Source organism: Micromonospora sp. AMSO31t (assembly GCF_008868175.1).
Classification (GTDB): domain Bacteria; phylum Actinomycetota; class Actinomycetes; order Mycobacteriales; family Micromonosporaceae; genus Micromonospora.
In genome coordinates, this window is record NZ_WBKT01000015.1 from 36,695 (window position 1) to 55,257 (window position 18,563).

Here is an 18,563-nt window from a genome sequence, read left to right on the forward strand (position 1 = left end):
GGGACACCCCGGGAAGTTGCGCAGGTCACAGGGGTTGTGCTCCGTCACAGAACAGGGTCTCGATCGGGATTAGCCGAGCCGCCCGGGGAAAGATAGATGACGTGAATCCGAAGCGGATCCTTGTCGTGGGTGCCGGGCATGTGGGCCTGTACGCCGCTCTGCGCCTGTCCAAGAAGCTGAGCTCCCGTGAGGCCGAGGTCATCGTCGTCGACCCGCAGCCGCACATGACCTACCAGCCGTTCCTCCCGGAGGCTTCGGCGGGCAACATCTCCCCGCGGCACGCTGTGGTGCCGCTGCGGCGGGAGTTGCGCAAGTGCAAGGTCGTGGCCGGGACGGTCACCCGGATCGACCACGACCGGAAGACCGCCGTGGTGCAGCCGATCAGCGGCCCGACCCGGGAAATCCAGTACGACCACGTGGTGGTCGCCCCCGGCTCGGTCTCCCGCACCCTGCCGATCCCCGGCCTGCACGAGCACGGCATCGGGTTCAAGACCATCGGTGAGGCCATCTTCCTGCGCAACCACGTGCTGGACCGGCTCGACGTGGCGGCCGCCACCACCGACCCGGACGTGCGCAGCCGCGCGCTGACCTTCGTCTTCGTCGGCGGTGGTTACGCCGGCATCGAGGCGCTCGCCGAGATGGAGGACATGGCCCGGGACGCGCTGCGGTACTACCCGGAGCTGAAGCCCGAGGACATGCGCTGGGTGCTGGTCGAAGCCACCCAGCGGGTGCTGCCCGAGGTCGACCGGGACATGGGCGCCTACACGGTGCAGGAGCTGCTCAAGCGGAACATGGACATCCGCCTGGACACCCGGCTGGAGTCCTGCGTCGACGGGGTCGCGAAGCTCTCCGACGGGTCGAGCTTCCCGTCCGACACGATCGTCTGGACGGCCGGCGTCAAGCCGTCGCCGATGCTGGACGCGACGGACTTCCCGCGCGACGAGCGGCGCCGCGTCACCTGCCTGCCCACCCTCCAGATCGTGGACGGCGACCGGGTGGTCGAGGGCGCGTGGAGCGCCGGCGACTGCGCCGCCGTGCCGGACCTGACCAAGGAGCCGGGCAACTTCTGCTCGCCCAGCGCGCAGCACGCGGTCCGGCAGGCCGCCCGGATGGCCGACAACATCACGAACGTGATCCGCGGGCGCGAGCCGGTCAACTACAAGCACAAGCACGCGGGCAGCGTCGCGAGCCTCGGCCTGCACAAGGGCGTGGCCCAGGTCTACGGCGTGAAGATGACCGGCTGGCCGGCCTGGTTCATGCACCGCACGTACCACATGTCGCGGATCCCGTCGTTCAACCGCAAGATCCGGGTCGTGGTCGACTGGTCGCTGGCGTTCTTCCTCAAGCGCGAGGTGGTCGCCCTGGGCCAGCTGCACGACCCGCGCGAGGAGTTCGCCGAGGCGTCCGCGCCGCCGGTGGGCGCGCGCGTCTGAGACAACCGGAAAGGGCCCTTCCCGTACGGGAGGGGCCCTTCGCCGTGTCCGCGGTCAGAACCGCCAGGTCCAGGCGTCGGCGATCCGCGTGCCCGGCCCGAAGAGCTGCTCCAGGGTCCGGCGCAGGGTCTCGGCGTGCGGGGCGTCGTCGGTGAGCGCCACGCAGGAGGCGCCCCAGAACTCGATGTCCCGGGCGGCCTGCCGGCGCTGCCGGTCGCCGACCGCCGGCGCCACCCCCCGTCTGGCCGCCTCGGCCAGCAGGGCGGAGGTGGGGCGCTGGTACGTGCCCATGGTGGCCGAGCCGTTGCGGCCGTACGGGCCGATGAAGAAGCCCTCCGGCATGCCGAACGCGGCGTCGGTGGCGGTGCCCCAGCGCATCGGCCAGGGGTCCTTGGGGGTGGCCGTGGGCACTGGCACCAGGACCCCACCGGGGCGTACGCACTGCCGCCAGTGCCCGCCGGTGACGAACTCGGGCAGCGGCGGCCGGTCGGTGGTGGGCAGCGGCGCGGGGAAGACGCTGAGCAGGGCCGCGCCGACGGCGACGGGGACCAGCCGGCGGGAACGCCCGCGCTCGCCCAGCGCCCGGTGCACGGCCAGCGTGAGCACCATCGCGACCAGCGGCAGCACCGCGAGGCCGAACCGCATCGGCAGCGCGCCGTCCACCACCGGCAGGCCGGCCAGCAGGGCGTACGGGCCGGGCACCCCGGTCCGCTCCCCGCCGACGACCACCTCGGGGCCGAGCGACAGCGCCGCCATGACCAGCGCCCCGGCGAGGCAGGCGACGACCAGGGCGCGCCGGCCCAGCCAGACCGCGCTGGCGGCGGCCACCAGCAGCAGCGGCCAGCCCAGGAAGCCGTTGAACTCGGCCGGGCCGGTGGTCAGCCGGGCCGCGTCGGCCCCGCCGAGCACGGACAGCGCGGAGAGCCGGGTCCAGCTGGTCAGGTCGGCCGAGAAGTAGCGCGGGCTGAACATGCCGTCCGAGACGCCCTGCGGCCCGGCGAACTGCAGCCACAGCGGGTACGCCAGCACGAGCAGGGCCAGCCCGGCGGCGCACATCAGCCCGCCGGCGAAGCCGGGCAGCGCCCGGCGCAGCAGCGCCCGGTCGGCCAGCCCGTACGCGACGGCCATGACGAGCAGGGTGAGCGCGGTGAGGAAGAGCACCTCCTCGCCGACGAAGACCTGGACGGTGACGGCCGTGGCCAGCCCGAGCGCCGAGGTGGCCAGCCGGCGGCGGTCCGGGCCGTCCGGGCGGCCGGCCGGGTCGGCGGCCCGGAGCAGCCGGACCACCAGCCAGACGATCACCGGGACCAGCCACTGGGCGGTCATGTGCAGGTGCCCGTTGCTCTGCGAGACCATGCCGGGGCCGAAGCCGCAGAGCGCCGCGCCGAGCCCGGCGGCGAGCCGGCGGGCCCGCAACGTCTGGTTCAGGAGCAGGTACCAGGCCAGCGCCGTGCCGGCCAGGTTGGCCGCGGCCAGCAGGGCGAAGGTGACCGGCGCACCGAGGGCGAGGGTGACCGGGGCGAGCAGCACGCCGAGCGCGATGACCGTGGTGTTGGTCATGAGGTTCACCCCGTCCGGCGCGTTGAGCCGGTCGGTGATCAGGCCGAAGTCGCCGAGCAGGGCACGCGCGTCGACGGTCAGGAACCACTCGTAGAGGGTCTGGTCGGCCGGGTTGAGGGCGAGCACCCGCTGCCCGGGCGCCGGCCACAGCCCGTGGGTGAGCCAGCCGGCGAGCGCGGCGAACAGCAGGCCGACCAGCAGGTCCGCGCGGTGCCGCCGGCCGGCGGCCAGCAGTCGGGCCGCCCGGCCCGGGCGCACCGCCGGGTCGAGACGGACGGCCTGGTCGCGGTCGGGCCCGGGGGCCGTGCGGGCGGCGCTGGTCACGGCCTCGACCATATCGGCCAGGGCCCGCGGGGTACGCCGGGCCGCGACGCAGCCGCTACGGTGAGATCTGCACCGCCGCGTGTCGACGCGCCGGTGTCACCCGCCCGGGTGGTGGAACGGCAGACACGGCCGCCTTAAAAGCGGCTGCCGAAAGGCGTGCGGGTTCGACCCCCGCCCCGGGCACCACACTCTCAGCTTTCCCACAGCTTCGCGCGGCGCGCGGCGTTGCCACCGCGTTTACCCTGGAGAGGCACGTTCACGTGCATCGACCCCCTGAGGGAGGCCTGAGAAGTGAAGACCTCGAACCCGGTGCTCGCCCGGCTCGGCCAGGCGGCTGAGCGGGAGCGGGCGGCCGGGTACGCCCAGCCCGGGCCGTACGGTCAGCCCGGATACCCCCAGCAGTACCCGCAGTACCCGCAGCAGCAGCCGTACCCGAGCGGTCACGGCTACCCGGCGGCCCCGCCCACCGTGACCCCGATGACCCTCGACGACGTGGTCGTCAAGACGGTGCTGATGCTCGGCATCCTCGGCGCCTCGGCCGCCGCGGCCTGGGTGCTCGTGCCGGACGCCCTGACCGGCGTCGCCTGGATCGGCGCCGCGGTGGTCGGCCTCGTCCTCGGCCTGGTCATCTCGTTCTCCCGGATGGCCAACCCGGCGCTCGTGGTGGCGTACTCGATCGTCGAGGGCGTCTTCGTCGGCATGGTCAGCAAGACGTTCGACAGGCTCTACGACGGCATCGTGCTCCAGGCCGTGGTCGCCACCTTCGGCGTCTTCTTCCTGATGGCGATGATCTACAAGGCGCGGATCATCCGGGCCACCCCGAAGTTCGCCCGGATCATGGTGGCGATCATCGCGGGTCTCTTCGGCGTCATGCTGATCAACCTGGTGCTGGCGCTCTTCGGCGTCAACACCCACCTCCGCGACGGCAGCCCGCTGGCCATCGGGTTCAGCCTGGTCTGCATCGTGGTCGCCTCGCTGAGCTTCGTGCTCAACTTCGCGGAGATCGAGGAGGGCGTGCGGATGGGTCTCCCGCAGCGCTACTCCTGGACGGCCGCGTTCGGCATCGTGGTCGGCCTGGTCTGGCTCTACCTGGAGATCCTCCGGCTGCTCAGCTACTTCCAGGGCGACGACTGACCAACCCGCCCGACCTGCGACGCCCGCCTGCCGCGCCCGCGGCGGCGGGCGTCGTCGTTTGCCCGCCGCCGCCGGGCGGCCCGGGGCAGAGTGGGAGCCGGGGTACGTCGGCGCGAGGAGGTCGCGGTGCGCAGTGCCAACCCGGTGCTCGACCGGCTGGACGACGTGGGCCGGACCGAGCGGCAGGTGCTCGGCGCGGGGGCCGCCGACGCGATGACGGTGGCCGACGTGGTCAGCCGGACGGTCGGGCTGCTGCTGCTCACCGGCGTCACCGCGGCGGTGGCCTGGGCGCTCGTGCCGCCGGCCGGGTGGATCTCCGCGGCGCTGGCCGGCAGCGCCCTGGCCAGCCTGGCTCTCGTGCTGGTCATCACGCTGAAACAGGTCACCAACCCGCCGCTGATCGCCGGGTACGCGGTGCTCCAGGGACTGCTGCTCGGGGTGGCCAGCCGGGCCTTCGAACTCGTCTACCCGGGCATCGTGGCGCAGGCGGTCGTCGGCACCTTCGGGGTCTTCCTCGGCATGGCGCTGCTCTACCGGGCCCGGCTCATCCGGGCCACCCCGCGGCTGGCCCGCCTGGTCGTGGGCACGCTCATCGGCATCGTGGCGATCGGCCTGGTCAACCTGGTCACCTACCTGTTCACCGGCAAGCAGGGCGTCGAGGTCTACAGCCTCTCCGCGCGGGTCGGCTGGCTGCCGTACCTCTTCTCGGTGGTCGCGATCATCGCCGGGGCCTTCAGCTTCGTGCTCGACTTCGACCTGGTCGAGCGGTCCGCCCGCAACGGCCTGCCCCGCCGGTACGCCTGGTTCTGCGCCTTCGGCCTGCTGGTCGGGCTGATCTTCCTGTACTGGCAGATCCTGCGCCTGCTCAGCTACGTCCGCCGCTGAACGTACGACCACTCCAGCCCGGCGCGTCTGCCGCCGCGCCGCGGCCTGGAGCCGTCGTAGACTCGGCCCCGATGAGCGCAGCGGAACTGGACCGGGCGGTGGCGCTGCTGGTCCGACAGGTCGGGCACTGGGAGCAGCCGCGCTGGTCGGCGGCGGCCGAGGGCGGCAACGTGTCCCGCGCCGACCTGGTGCACAAGCTGGTCCAGGAGATCGCCAACCTGGCGGCCGACGCCGAGGGGGAGCCGCGCCGCGAGGTGCCCCGGCTGGCCAGCGACCTGGCCCTGCCCGATCAGCTCCGGGTGGTCGCCGCCGACCTGCTGGCGGCCGGCGCGCCCGAGCCCGTGCTGGCCGGGGCGGCCACCGCGGTCGCCCGCACCCGTTCCGCGCTCTGACCGCCGGTCAGCCCATCAGCCAGCGCCGCACCTTCCGGCGGCGGGCCCGGTCGCGCGCCTTCGCGAGCGCCGGCCCGGCCCGGTCGGCCAGCGCGGCCTGCCGGGCGTGCAGCAGGCCGTAGGTGAACGTGTTCTCGCCGTCGGCGTACGCCCGCAGCGCCTGCTCGCGCAGCACGTCGCGGGTCACCACCGAGTCCTGGTGCGCGCCGAGCGCGTCCTGGAGGTCCTTGAACCGGTCGACCAGCTTCGCGCCGGGCCGGCGTACCTCGACGGCGTACCGGGCCCGCTTGCCCGCCTTGCGGGCCTCGTGCAGGGCGGCGTCGTCCCCGCCCGCGAGCGCCTCGTCCAGCCGGTCGTCGAAGCGGCTCACCGCCCGGCGCACCCGCCGGGTCACCCAGCGACGCCGTACGCCGCCCGCGGTCGGCCCCTCCACCAGCGCGTCCAGGCGGCGCAGCAGGTCGGTGTAGCGGTCGGAGCCGAGCGCGGCGCGCAGCCCGTCGAGGGCGGTGGCCAGGTCGGCGGCGAACCGCTCGGCGAACCGGGCCGGCACCGGGCCGAGCACCAGTTCCGCGGGTTCGGCGTGGACGGCGTCGGCCAGCCGGGCGGCCATCACCTGGACGTCCCGGACCGGCCCGAGCTGCGCGCCCAGCCAGCGCAGCTCCGCCCGCACCTGCTCGCTCTCCGCCCGGTCCCACAGCCCCCGGAAGGTCCGCAGCGTGGAGCGGAGCCGGCGGACGGCCACCCGCATGTCGTGCACGGCGTCCTCGTCACCGCCGAGCGCGCCCGCGTGGTGGCCGACCAGCGTGTCGCGCTGGGCGGTGAGGTAGTCGACCACGGGAGCGGCCGCCGGGCCGGCGGGCCCCGGCCGGATGGCGGCCAGCCGGCCGCCCAGCGCGCGGTGCGACTTCGAGACCGGCACCGTCCGGGCGCCCGCCGCGCGCAGCCGCTCGTCCACCGCGTCGAGCAGCGACTCGTCGCCCTCGACCAGCTCGACCTCCAGCTCGTGCCACGCCTGCCGCTCGCCGCTCACCAGATCCTCGGCGTGGACGTCGTCCTCGGCCACCTCGGCCAGCGGGCGGCCCGCGGCGTCGAGCAGGCGGCGTTCCCGGCGATGGGTGACGACCCGCGCGGCCGGGTCGACCGGCCGGCCCCGGGACGCGCCGCGGAAGAGCGCCACCAGCTCGGGCGGCGGCTCGGCGTCCTCCGGCCCGGCCGGGAACTGGTGCTCGGTGCGCGCGCCGCCGACCGCCCCCACCTTGAGGTGCCAGCCCGCGTCGTGCCCGCCGGTCCGCCGCCGCAGCGCGTAGCCGCTGCGGGCCAGCCGGAGGTCGGCGGTGTCCCAGTAGACCGCGTCCAGGTCGAGGGCGGTGGCGTCGGACGTCGTCGCGACGCCACCGCACCCGGTCAGGTCGGGCAGCCGGAATCCCTCGTCGCCGGAGTACTTGCGTTCGCGTTCCACGACCCTCGCCATGGCGCCTCCCGTACCCGGCCCCGGTTGCGGGGAACCGGCCCTCAGTTCAGGCGTTCGAGCACCATGGCCATGCCCTGGCCACCGCCGACGCACATGGTCTCCAGACCGATGGTCCGGTCGTGCCACTCCAGCGCGTTGAGCAGGGTGCCGGTGATCCGGGCGCCGGTCATGCCGAACGGGTGGCCGACGGCGATCGCGCCGCCCATCACGTTCAGCTTCTCCTCGGGGATGCCGAGCTGCCGGTACGACGGGATCACCTGGGCGGCGAACGCCTCGTTGATCTCGACCAGGTCGACGTCGTCGATGGTCATGCCGGCCCGCTTCAGCGCCTGCTTGGACGCCTCGACCGGGCCCAGGCCCATGATCTCCGGCGAGAGCGCGGTGACGCCGGTGGAGACGATCCGGGCCAGCGGGGTGAGCCCCAGCTCCTGGGCCCGCTGGGCGCTCATGATCACCACGGCGGCCGCGCCGTCGTTGAGCGGGCAGCAGTTGCCGGCGGTGATCCGGCCGTCCGGGCGGAAGACCGGCTTCAGGCCGGCCACGGCCTCCAGGGTCACCCCGGGGCGCGGGCCGTCGTCCGTGCTCACCACGGTGCCGTCCGGCGTGGTGACCGGGGTGATCTCGCGGGCCCAGAACCCGTCCGTGATCGCCTTCTCGGCGAGGTTCTGGCTGCGGACGCCGAACGCGTCCATGTCCTCGCGGGTGACGTCGTGGACCTGGGCGAGGTTCTCCGCGGTCTGCCCCATGGTCAGGTAGATGTCGGGGAGCTGGCCGGCCTCACGCGGGTCGGTCCACACCTCGGCGCCGCCCTTGGCCCGGGTCGCCGAGCGCTCACGCGCCGCCGCGAAGCGCGGGTTCTCCCAGCCGCCGCCGACCAGCGCCTGCGCCTCCGGCGGGAGGGCATCCGAGTTGCCCCGCGCATACCGGGAGACGGTCTCGACGCCGGCGGAGATGAAGACGTCGCCCTCGCCCGCCCGGATCGCGTGCATGGCCATCCGGGTGGTCTGCAGCGAGGAGGCGCAGTAGCGGGTCAGCGTGGCGCCGGGCAGGCCGTCCAGGCCCAGCAGGGTGGCGACCACCCGGGCCATGTTGAAGCCCTGCTCGCCGCCGGGCAGGCCGCAGCCCAGGTAGAGGTCGTCGATGGTGGTGGGATCGAGCGCCGGGACCTTGTCGAGGGCGGCCTGGACGATCGTGGCGGCGAGGTCGTCCGGGCGGACCTCCCGCAGGGAACCCTTGAACGCGCGGCCGATGGGGGACCGGGCGGTGGCGACGATGACGGCGTCGCGGGGCGACTCAATCGGCATGAACCAACGTTAACCCGTCGGTAACTTGTGGCGGAAGCCGCGCGGCGGGCGGGAAATGTCACCCCGCCGGGCCTCAGTGGTGGTGCCGGTAGGCGACCGCGGCGGCCGCCTCGACCGCCGGGAGCAGGGCGTGCGCCCAGACCCGGTAGCCGTCGGCGGAGGGGTGGAAGCCGTCGTGGCACAGGGTGCCCGCGTCCGCCCGGAACACCGGGCCGGTCTCGGTGCCCAGGTCGACGACGCTGCCCCCGGCGTCGAGCACAGCGGTCGTCTGGGCGCGGGCCATCCGCCGCCCCGCCCAGCCGAGCACCTGCCGCAGCGGGGACGCGACCGCGCGGACCGCGCCGAGGTCGGGGCAGGTGCCCACGACCACCTCGACGTGCGCCTCGCGCAGCCGGCGCACCGCCGAGCCGAGGTAGGCCGCCGCGTCGGCCGGGCGGGCCAGCCCCGTGGTGTCGTTCGCCCCGATGAGGATCACCGCCACGTCGGGCCGCTCGCCGAGCAGCGCCCGGGCCACCTGGGTGGCCAGGTCGGTGGAGCGGGAGCCGGACACCCCGACGCTGGACAGGTGCACCCGCCGGCCGCCGGGTGCCTCGCTCAGCAGTTGGGCGAGCCGGCCGCCGATGGTCTCCTCGAAGCGTTCGACGCCGACGCCGAGCGCCGACGAGTCGCCGAGCAGCACCAGCCGCAGCGGCGGGGCGTCCGCCCGGCCGACCGTGGCGCGCAGCGCGAGGCCCAGCTCGGGCTGGGCGTATTCCCGGCTCCGGGCGGCGATGGCCTGGCCGGCGAGGACCACGGCCCCGCCCACCGTGCCGGCGAGCAGGGAGAGCGCGGCGGCCCGACCAAGCCGGACCACAACCTCGTTACGCTCGGTCACGACGACACCTCCCCAGCTCCGATGACCCGCGGGCGGGTCTGCTCGTGGCGAACGGCGTCGACATGAGCATGGCACACGTTGTGCCTGCTGATGATGCCTCCGCCGGCCCGCTCATGCCAGCCCCTCCACCTGCGCCGGGTCGGCGGCGGCACCCGGCTGCGGCACCGCGCCGACGCCGAAGAACGCCCGCCGCCGGAGCTGCGCCCAGCGCCCGCCGGGCCCGCGCTCGCGGCCCCGGACCTGGGCGCCGCTGACCTCGGTGCCGGCGTGCCGGGCCGCCTCCTGGGCCGCCTCCGGCAGCGACCGCACGGCTTCCGCGCCGGCGAGCGGAGGCCGGCGTTCCTGGCCGGCGCCCAACGCGGAGAGCACGGTCGGCAGCAGCGCCGCCGCGGCGACCGCGTACCCCTCCGCGGACGGGTGGAACCGGTCCCAGGCGAACATCCGGGTCGGCTCGGCGGCGAACCGCGGGCCGAGCAGGTCGCCGAGGGAGACCGTCCAGCCGCCCGCCTCGACCACCGCCATCGTCTGGGCGGCCGCGAGCTGGCGGCTCCAGCGCCGGGCCAGCCAGCGCAGCGGCGGCTGGATCGGCCGAATCGCACCCAGGTCGGGGCAGGTGCCGACGACCACCTCGCAGCCGGCCGCGCGCAGCGTGCGGACCGCGTCGACCAGGTAGCGCACGGCCACCGAGAGCGGGGTGCGGTTGGTGACGTCGTTGCCGCCGACCAGGATGACCGCGATGTCCGGTTCGACCTCCAGCGCCGATTCGACCTGCGGCCGCAGCCCGGTCGACAGGGCGCCCACCACGGCGAACCGGTGCACCCGGACCGGACGGTGGAGCCGGCGGGAGAGCCCGGTGGCGAGCAACGCGCCCGGGGTCTCGCGGCGGCGGTGCACGCCGTAGCCGGCGGCCGACGAGTCACCCAGGATCACCATGGTGACCGGCGGGCCGGGGAGCTTCGCGCCGTAGACGCCGTCGCAGCGCGGCGGGGGCGCCTCGGCCATGGGGATGGTGCGCCGGGCCTGGCGGGCCTGACCGAGCAGCACCCCGCCCGTGACGACGGTGGCCGCCACCGTGGCGCCCGTGCCGATCGCCGTCACGCGGGCGATCCGCCGGGCGCGCTGCCAGCCGCCATGCGCGACGGAACCAGCGTCCCCCATGCACCGACATTATCGCGCCGCCACGACACCCGCTCTCCCCGTGATCGTCACGGCTGGGACGGGACCGTTCCGGGTACCGGTAGGGGCGGGGGCGGGCTTGCGCCGGGACCCCACCCTGGTCGGACGGAGAGGGGCGAGGACATGGGGAAGACGTTGAAACGGAGCGCGGCCTTCACCGCGCTGGCCCGGGCACTGGCCGCCGGAGCCCGGGGTGGCCCGTCGCTGGGCGCCCGGCTGGCGGCGCTGCCCCGGATGATCCGGGCCACCGCCCGCGGCGAGTACGACGGCGGCCTGCGGCTGGCCCTGATGGCCGGGGCCACGGCGTACATCGTGTCGCCGATCGACCTGCTGCCGGAGATCCCGCTGGCGATCTTCGGCCTGGCCGACGACGCCGTGATGGTCACCTGGCTGGCCGGCAGCGTGCTCGCCGAGACCGAGCGCTTCCTGGAGTGGGAGGCACGTCGCAGGTCCGTCATCCCGGGGCATGTGGTGCCCTGACGGCACGTACCCTGGGCGACGAACTGACGACTTTCCGGCCGCCCCACGACGGCGGCGCAACGAAGGGCACAACGAGGTGCAGTACTACGACAACGTGGTCGAGCTGATCGGCAACACCCCGCTGGTACGCCTGCGCAACGTCACCGAGGGCATCCAGGCGACCGTGCTGGCGAAGGTGGAGTACGTCAACCCGGGCGGTTCGGTCAAGGACCGGATCGCGCTGCGGATGGTCGAGGACGCCGAGAAGGCCGGCCTGCTCCAGCCGGGCGGCACGATCGTCGAGCCGACCAGCGGCAACACCGGCGTCGGGCTGGCCCTCGTCGCCCAGCTCAAGGGCTACAAGTGCGTCTTCGTCTGCCCCGACAAGGTCAGCCAGGACAAGCAGGACGTGCTGCGGGCGTACGGCGCCGAGGTCGTGGTCTGCCCGACCGCCGTGGCCCCGGAGGACCCGCGCTCCTACTACAACGTCTCCGACCGGCTGGCCCGGGAGATCCCCGGCGCGTGGAAGCCCAACCAGTACAGCAACCCGGCCAACCCGCGCTCGCACTACGAGACCACCGGGCCGGAGATCTGGCAGCAGACCGAGGGGCGGCTCACCCACTTCGTGGCGGGCGTCGGCACCGGCGGCACCATCTCCGGCATCGGCCGCTACCTGAAGGAGGCGTCCGAGGGGCGGGTCCGGGTGGTCGGCGCGGACCCGGAGGGTTCGGTCTACTCCGGCGGCACCGGCCGGCCCTACCTGGTCGAGGGCGTCGGCGAGGACTTCTGGCCGGAGACCTACGACCGGGGCGTGGCCGACGAGATCGTCGAGGTGTCGGACAAGCAGTCCTTCGAGATGACCCGGCGGCTGGCCCGCGAGGAGGGCCTGCTGGTCGGCGGCTCCTGCGGCATGGCCGTGGTGGCGGCCCTGGAGGTGGCCCGCAAGGCCGGCCCGGACGACGTGGTCGTGGTGCTGCTGCCGGACAGCGGCAAGGGCTACCTGTCCAAGATCTTCAACGACACCTGGATGGCCCGCTACGGCTTCCTCGACAACTCGGGCACCGAGCCGACCGTTGCCGACGCGCTCGCCGGCAAGCCGGGCGGCCTGCCCGAGCTGGTGCACGTCCACCCGACCGAGACGGTCCGCGACGCGATCGACTACATGCGGGAATACGGCGTCTCCCAGCTCCCGGTGCTCAAGGCCGAGCCGCCCGTGGTGACCGGCGAGGTGGCCGGCTCGATCGCCGAGAAGGACCTGCTCGACGCGCTCTTCACCGGCCAGGCCCACCTGCACGACACGATCGAGCGGCACATGGCCGACCCGCTGCCCATGATCGGTGGCGGCCAGCCGGTGAGCGAGGCCGTCGGGCTGCTGGAGAAGGCCGACGCCGCCCTGGTGCTGGTCGACGGCAAGCCCAAGGGTGTGCTGACCCGGCAGGACCTGCTCGCCCACCTCGGCGCCCGCTGACCGACGGGACACGAGGGCCGCACCCCGGCGGGGTGCGGCCCTCGCCGCGTCAGTGGCCCAGCTCGGTGGGCACGGCGATGACGTCGACGAAGGCCCCGCGACGCAGCACGGTGACCGGCAGGTGGGCGCCGATCGCCGGGCCGAGCATCAGTCGTTGCAGGCCCTGGCCGTCCTGCACGGGCCGGCCGCCGGCCGCCACGATCACGTCACCGAGGTAGAGCCCCGCCGTCCCGGCCGGGCTGCCCGGCACCACCTCGACCACCCGCAGCCCGCGCCGCAGCCCGGTCCGGGCGGTGATCTCCGGTGGCAGCGGCACCGGCACCCCGGCCACGCCCAGCCAGGCCCGGCGGACCCGGCCGTCGGTGGTGAGGTCCGCGATGATCTGCCGGGTGGTGGCGTTCACCGGCACGGCCAGCCCGAGGCCGTACCCGGCGACCGCGGTGTTGACCCCGACCACCCGGCCCGCCGAGTCGGCCAGCGCGCCGCCGGAGTTGCCCGGGTTCAGCGCCGCGTCGGTCTGGATGACGTCCTCGATGAGCCGGGTGACCCGCCCGTCCCGGGCCGGCAGCGACCGGCCCAGCCCGGAGACCACCCCGGCGGTGACCGACCCGGCCAGTCCCATCGGGTTGCCGACGGCGACCACCAGCTGGCCGATCCGCAACCGGTCCGCGTCGCCCAGTTCCACCGGCGGCACGGTCGCCCGTTCCGCCCGCAGCACGGCCAGGTCGGAGAGCGGGTCGGCGCCCACCACCCGGAAGCCGGTCTCGGTGCCGTCGCCGAAGGCGGCCGAGCCGTCCCGCGCGCCCTGCACCACGTGGGCGCTGGTGAGCAGCAGCCCGTCCGGGCCGATCACCACGGCCGAACCGGCGCCGGCGCCACGCGGGGTCCGCACCGACAGGGCGGCCACGCTGGGCAGCACCCGGGCGGCCACACCGGTCACCACCCGGGAGTACGCGTCGAGCGCGGCGTCCTCGGCCGGCTCGGTGTGCTCGGTGTCCATGCCGGTGCCAACGCGCCGGCATCGACGCCCATGCCCCGATCCGCTCAGAGCGAACGGGCGTAGCGGAGCTGGGGGACCAGGACGGTGCCGATGACGTCGTCGCGCTGCTCGCCGGTGGCCGTCCAGCCGCCCCGCTCGTAGAAGCGGCGGGCGGTCGCGTTGTCCCGGAGCACCCAGAGCGCCGCACGGGACCACCCCCGGGCCCGCATGGCGTCCAGGGCGTCCACCATGAGCGCCCGCCCGGTGCCCCGGCCCCGCTCGGCCGGCTCTAGGTGGATGGCGTTGAGCAGGCCGGTGGCCGGGTCGCCCTCGTCGTCCGGCCCCAGATAGCTGAAGCCGGCGAGCCGGCCGTCCCGCTCGGCCACGGTCATCCGGTGGTCCGCGCCCTCCCAGGTCAGCCGCTCGGTCCAGTACCGGCCCATCGCCTCCGGGGTGGGATCCGCCAGCGCCTCCGCGGGCAGGAACGACGAGTACGCCGCGACCCGGGACCGCTGGTGCAGGGCGCCGACAGCCATGAGGTCGGCGGCGGTGGCGGGGCGCAGGGAGACCGTCACCCGGCCGAGGCTACCCGGCGGGGCGGCACCTGAATCGTCATCAGGTCCTCGGCGATCACCAGCTCGCCGGCGAACGCGGAGGCCTCGTCGGCGAAGCGGCGGGGGTCCGCGTACCGCTGGGAGAAGTGGGTGAGCACGAGCGTGCGTACCCCCGACTCGGCCGCGACCCGCGCGGCCTGGCCGGCGGTGAGGTGGCCGGCCTCGGCGGCGAGGGCGGCCTCCGACTCCAGGAAGGTCGACTCGATGACCAGCAGGTCGGCGTGCTCGGCGAGCGCCCACACGCCGTCGCAGAGCCCCGTGTCCATGACGAAGGCGAACCGCTGCCCCGGTCGGGTCACGCTCACCTCGTCCCGGGTGACGCGGCGCCCGTCCAGGTCCAGGTGGCCGTCGCGGAGGAGGTGCCCGACCGCCGGGCCGGCGATGCCGTACGCGGACAGCTTCTCCGGCAGGACCCGGCAGCCGTCGGGCTCGACGAGCCGGTAACCGTACGTCTCGATGGGGTGTCGCAGGCGGCGGGCCTCCAGCGTGCCGATGCCCAGCGTGATCCGCTGCCCGTCCGCCTCGATCGGCTCGACGGCCAGCTCGGCGGTCTCGTAGAAGCTCGACGCGTGCCGCAGCCGGGCGAAGTACTCGGCGCCCCCGGCGGGGAAGTGCACGGCCACCGGATGCGGGACCCGGTCCAGCGAGAGCCGCTGGATCATGCCGGGCAGGCCCAGGCAGTGGTCGCCGTGGAAGTGGGTGACGCAGATCCGGGTCAGGTCGGTGGCGGAGATCCCGCTGTGCAGCATCTGCCGCTGGCTGCCCTCGCCCGGGTCGAAGAGGAGCACCTCGTCGTCCCAGCGCAGCAGGTAGCCGTTGTGGTTGCGCTGCCGGGTGGGTGCCTGGCTGGCCGTGCCGAGCACCACCAGCTCGCGCATCGACACGCTGCACCCCTCCGGATATGAAGCGACCCCCGGGGCTTCCGCGCTCGCGCGCGGGCCGGCTGGACTGGGCCGGCACCCCGGGGGTCGGGTGGCTGTCGTGGTTTCGCCGCACCGCTGCCACACGGTCTCGACGATGGTGCCTTGCTGCCCGCCTCGCGGCGGGCGGGATTTCACTGTCGAGGACAGCGGCTAGCGGACAGCCACCTCACGAGTCCGATTGCTATACAAGTCTGGACCACCTCCTTTCCCGTGTACCGCCACGCTATCGACTTCCCGTCGGGCTCGGCAACGGATTTGGATCACAGGCCGGACCGGGAATCGTCGGCGGGTGTTTTGTAGCGATCGAACCCGACCCACTTTCCCGCCATCCGCCGGTCGGTCTGTTCCACCCAGGTGCCGGAAGGCGCTCTGCTGCTCGCCGCCTTTCGAGCTGATGTCTCAGGCGACTCAGGGGCGGGGCCTACCGCCGCGGCCCGGCCGGGGAACGGACGGTCAGCGGTGCCCGGCGGGTCCGGGGCAGGGCCCCGGTGTGCGGCGGACCGACGAGTCGTTCGTGACATCAGCTCGAAAGGCGGCGACGACCTGTCCCCGCCCCCGCCGCCGCACGTCACTCCACCCCGATCGGGCCCTCGCGGGGGCCCTCCTCGGAGGCGGGCTGGACGGCCAGCGACGGGAAGTCGGCCAGGTCGCCCTCGGGTTCGGCGTCCCACTCGGGGAAGACCAGCGGCTTCTGCAGGTAGAGGCAGAGCAGTTGGGCCAGGTGCCGCAGCCCGTCCAGGTGGGTGCGCTCGTGCCCGTGGGTGGCGTCCACGCCGAAGCCGAGCAGCGCCACCCGGGCGTGCGCGCCCGCCTCGACCGCCGCCGCCACGTCCGAGCGGTAGTAGTCGAAGACGTCCCGGACCAGCTCGACGCCGTGCTCCCGGGCGATGGCGGCAAGGTGCCGGGTGAGGTGGTAGTCGAACGGCCCCACCCCGTCGCCCATGGCCAGGGTGGCGGCGTCCTCCCGGGACTGCTGGCCGGGCGCGACCACCGCGGCGTCCACCGAGACGATCTCCGCGACGTCGGGGTCGAGGCCGTGGCTTGCCCCGTGCCCGATCTCCTCGGTGACCGTGACCAGCAGGTGCGCCGTGACCGCCGGGGTGACGCCCGCGTCGACCAGCGCCTTGAACGCGGTCAGCACGGCGGCCACCCCGGCCTTGTCGTCCAGGTGCCGGGACTTGACGTACCCGCTCGGGGTGATCGTCGGGTTGGCGAGCAGCGCGACGAAGTCCCCGGCGTCGACCCCGAGCGCCCGGAGCCCGGCCTCGTCGGTGACCGGCTCGTCGACCCGGACCTCGACCAGCTCCCAGCCGACGCCCTGGAGGTCGACGCCCTCGTTGTAGCGGTGACCGCTGGCCTTCAACGGCAGCACCTGCCCGGTGATCACCCGGTCCAGGTCGTCGGTGAAGATCCGCACGTGGGCGCCCTCGGCGAAGCGGGCGCTGTGCGTGCCGATCGGGTTCACCTCCAGCCGGCCGTTCTCCTTCAGCCGCTTCACCATGCCGCCGATGGTGTCGGTGTGCACCACGATCGCCCGGTCGGCGCCGGTCGACCGCGGCCCGGGCAGGGACGCGCTGAGCGCCCCGCGCCGGGTCACCGTCGAGGGGATGCCGAGGGCCGAGAGCCGCTCGCCCACGTACTGCTGCACGTGGTCGGTACGCCCCGACGGGCTGGGGATCTCCAGCAGCTCGACGAGCACCTGGCGCAGGTAGTCGAGGTCGAGTTCCAGCGGCTTCGGGCTCACGCGGCCCCTCCCGCGCCGGCCGGCGACCAGAGCCGCCGCGGCGCCCGGGTGCCGGGGAAGAGCAGGTCGACGAAGCGTTCGGCGGTCGGCTGCGGCTCGTGGTTGGCCAGGCCGGGCCGCTCGTTCGCCTCGATGAACACGTGCTCCGGCCGGTCGGCGGCGGGGACCAGCAGGTCCAGCCCGGTGACCGGGATGTCCAGCGCCCGGCTGGCCGTCACGCACGCCTCGGCGATGGCCGGGTGCAGCTCGGCGGTCACGTCGTGGATGGTGCCCCCGGTGTGCAGGTTCGCGGTCCGGCGGACCGCCAGCACCTGCCCCTCGGGGAGCACGTCGTGCATCCGGTGACCGGCCTCGGCCACCACCTCGCGGGTCATGTCGTCGATCGGGATCCGGGACTCGCCGCCGGTGGCGGCCGCGCGGCGGCGGCTCTGCCGCTCGATCAGCTCGGTGACGTCGTGCACGCCGTCCCCGGTGATCTGCGCGGGCCGGCGGACCGCCGCGGCCACCACCTCGTGGTCGATGACGATCACCCGCAGGTCCTCGCCCGCCCGCAGTTCCTCGATCAGCACGTCCGGGCAGAATCGGCGGGCCAGGTCGACGGCGGCGGTCAGCGCCTCCGGCTTGCGGACCCCGACCGTGATCCCGTTGCCCTGCTCGCCCCGGGCCGGCTTCACCACCACGGGGCCGACATCGGCCAGGAACGCCAGGTCGTCGGCGTCGCCGGTGGCCGTCCGGCCGCGCGGCACCGACAGGCCCGCCTCGGTGAGGATGCGCCGGGTGACCCGCTTGTCGTCGCAGCGGCTCATCGCCACCGCCGAGGTCAGCTCGGAGAGCGACTCCCGGGTGTGGACCGTCCGGCCGCCGATGCTCAGCCGCAGCTCGCCCCAGCGCGGATCGGTCACCTCCACCCGGATGCCGCGCCGCATGGCCTCGTCCGCGACGATCTTCGCGTACGGGTTCAGCTCGTCGTAGCCGGCCGGCATGGCGGGCAGGAACAGCCGCTCGTTGATCGGGTTCTTCCGCTTCACGCACAGCGTCCCGGTGCGGTGGAAGCCGAGGCGCTCGTAGAGCCGGATCGCCCCTGAGTTCTCGGCCAGCACCGACAGGTCCACGTACGCCCGGCCCCGCGCGTCGAGCCGGTCGGCCAGCGCGGTGAGCAGCGCCTGGCCGGTGCCGGGCGGGGCGGTGTTGAAGTCCACGGTCAGGCACCAGAGGCTGGCGCCGTTCTCCGGGTCGCCGAAGACCGCGACGTGGTCCACGCCCGTGATGGTGCCGACCACCTCGCCGGTGGCGTCCTCCGCGACCAGGTGCAGGAACCGGTCGGTGCCGGCGTTGTCGACAAGCACCTCCACCGGCGCCGTGACCATGCCGTTGCGGGCGTAGATCCGGTTCACCGCGTCCGCGTCGTCGGCGTCGCGCAGCGGCCGGACGGCCAGCCCGGGAATGTCACCGCTCTCGGTGGCGGCCGGCCGCCGCTCGCCCAGCGGCAGCCGGTAGGTCAGCGACGGGTCGATGAACAGCTCGTCGGGGAGGCGGGAGACCAGCACGTGCGGGTCGCGCAGGTAGATGCAGATGTCGCGGGCGCCGACGGCCTCGGAGCGCAGCACGTCGGCGACCTCGACCTGCTCGGCGAAGGTCTGCCCGAAGACCAGCCGGCCCCAGCCGCAGTCGAGCACCACGCCGGACCCGTCGCCGGGCTCCCGGCGCGGCTCCGGGGTGCCGGGCGCCACCGGGTCGCCGCCCGGGCCGACCCGCTCCCGGCGCCGGCCCAGCATCCGCTCCCGGTCGGTCCGCGCGGTTCCGGTCGCGAGGGTGTCGGTCAC

At 74.5% G+C, this 18,563-nt stretch carries 16 protein-coding genes and 1 tRNA gene; 7 read left to right on the forward strand and 10 right to left on the reverse strand.

The window, feature by feature from the left end; genetic code table 11:
* The first annotated feature begins 101 nt into the window (after nt 1-101).
* A complete protein-coding gene (locus F8274_RS05940) occupies nt 102-1,433 on the forward strand; it encodes an NAD(P)/FAD-dependent oxidoreductase (protein ID WP_151461264.1) in 1,332 nt (443 codons plus the stop codon).
* 54 nt (nt 1,434-1,487) lie between these two features.
* On the opposite strand, the gene F8274_RS05945 is transcribed toward F8274_RS05940, so the two are convergent.
* Nucleotides 1,488-3,329: a hypothetical protein gene (locus F8274_RS05945; RefSeq protein WP_151461265.1), complete on the reverse strand. Its 1,842-nt coding sequence runs from the start codon at nt 3,327-3,329 to the stop codon at nt 1,488-1,490.
* 90 nt (nt 3,330-3,419) lie between these two features.
* Between F8274_RS05945 and F8274_RS05950 the strand changes: the two genes are divergently transcribed.
* From F8274_RS05950 to F8274_RS05965, 4 genes are all read left to right on the forward strand, one after another.
* A tRNA-Leu gene (locus F8274_RS05950) sits at nt 3,420-3,503 on the forward strand.
* 105 nt (nt 3,504-3,608) lie between these two features.
* Entirely contained in the window at nt 3,609-4,451 is an 843-nt protein-coding gene (locus tag F8274_RS05955) for a Bax inhibitor-1/YccA family protein (RefSeq protein WP_151461266.1), read from the forward strand.
* Nucleotides 4,452-4,577: 126 nt separating this feature from the next.
* Entirely contained in the window at nt 4,578-5,336 is a 759-nt protein-coding gene (locus F8274_RS05960) for a Bax inhibitor-1/YccA family protein (protein WP_151461267.1), read from the forward strand.
* A 71-nt stretch (nt 5,337-5,407) separates the two neighbouring features.
* Nucleotides 5,408-5,728: a hypothetical protein gene (locus F8274_RS05965; RefSeq protein WP_151461268.1), complete on the forward strand. Its 321-nt coding sequence runs from the start codon at nt 5,408-5,410 to the stop codon at nt 5,726-5,728.
* A gap of 7 nt (nt 5,729-5,735) precedes the next feature.
* Here F8274_RS05965 and F8274_RS05970 read toward each other — a convergent pair whose 3' ends face one another.
* The 4 genes from F8274_RS05970 to F8274_RS05985 form a co-directional block, all read right to left on the reverse strand.
* Nucleotides 5,736-7,199: a CYTH and CHAD domain-containing protein gene (locus F8274_RS05970; protein ID WP_151461269.1), complete on the reverse strand. Its 1,464-nt coding sequence runs from the start codon at nt 7,197-7,199 to the stop codon at nt 5,736-5,738.
* A 41-nt stretch (nt 7,200-7,240) separates the two neighbouring features.
* Nucleotides 7,241-8,503 carry an acetyl-CoA C-acetyltransferase gene (locus F8274_RS05975; protein WP_151461270.1) on the reverse strand — a complete coding sequence of 421 codons (1,263 nt, stop codon included), beginning with the start codon at nt 8,501-8,503 and terminating at the stop codon, nt 7,241-7,243.
* A gap of 73 nt (nt 8,504-8,576) precedes the next feature.
* Nucleotides 8,577-9,377, reverse strand: a complete 801-nt coding sequence (locus F8274_RS05980; RefSeq protein WP_151461271.1) for an SGNH/GDSL hydrolase family protein — start codon at nt 9,375-9,377, stop codon at nt 8,577-8,579.
* Between the two features lie 111 nt (nt 9,378-9,488).
* The gene (locus F8274_RS05985; protein ID WP_151461272.1) at nt 9,489-10,535 is read right to left on the reverse strand and encodes an SGNH/GDSL hydrolase family protein; all 1,047 of its coding nucleotides are present in this window, start codon (nt 10,533-10,535) and stop codon (nt 9,489-9,491) included.
* A 141-nt stretch (nt 10,536-10,676) separates the two neighbouring features.
* Here F8274_RS05985 and F8274_RS05990 point away from each other — a divergent pair, with 141 nt between their 5' ends.
* Nucleotides 10,677-11,033, forward strand: a complete 357-nt coding sequence (locus tag F8274_RS05990) for a YkvA family protein (RefSeq protein WP_091260214.1) — start codon at nt 10,677-10,679, stop codon at nt 11,031-11,033.
* 76 nt (nt 11,034-11,109) lie between these two features.
* A complete protein-coding gene (locus tag F8274_RS05995; protein WP_151461273.1) occupies nt 11,110-12,480 on the forward strand; it encodes a cystathionine beta-synthase in 1,371 nt (456 codons plus the stop codon).
* A 49-nt stretch (nt 12,481-12,529) separates the two neighbouring features.
* Here the strand turns inward: F8274_RS05995 and F8274_RS06000 are convergent, their stop codons facing one another.
* The 5 genes from F8274_RS06000 to ngg all read right to left on the reverse strand — a co-directional run bounded on the left by F8274_RS06000 (nt 12,530) and on the right by ngg (nt 18,563).
* On the reverse strand, nt 12,530-13,480 hold the full coding sequence (locus tag F8274_RS06000; protein ID WP_151461274.1) for a S1C family serine protease: 951 nt from the start codon (nt 13,478-13,480) through the stop codon (nt 12,530-12,532).
* 44 nt (nt 13,481-13,524) lie between these two features.
* Entirely contained in the window at nt 13,525-14,034 is a 510-nt protein-coding gene (locus F8274_RS06005) for a GNAT family N-acetyltransferase (RefSeq protein ID WP_151461275.1), read from the reverse strand.
* Nucleotides 14,031-14,957 carry a ribonuclease Z gene (locus F8274_RS06010; protein WP_151461276.1) on the reverse strand — a complete coding sequence of 309 codons (927 nt, stop codon included), beginning with the start codon at nt 14,955-14,957 and terminating at the stop codon, nt 14,031-14,033. The genes F8274_RS06005 and F8274_RS06010 overlap by 4 nt, the downstream gene beginning before the upstream one ends.
* A 607-nt stretch (nt 14,958-15,564) precedes the next feature.
* Nucleotides 15,565-16,740, reverse strand: coding sequence for an osmoprotectant NAGGN system M42 family peptidase (locus F8274_RS06015; protein WP_151461277.1), 1,176 nt, complete (start codon nt 16,738-16,740; stop codon nt 15,565-15,567).
* Nucleotides 16,737-18,563, reverse strand: coding sequence for an N-acetylglutaminylglutamine synthetase (gene ngg / locus F8274_RS06020; protein WP_151461278.1), 1,827 nt, complete (start codon nt 18,561-18,563; stop codon nt 16,737-16,739). Before ngg ends, F8274_RS06015 begins: the two co-directional genes overlap by 4 nt.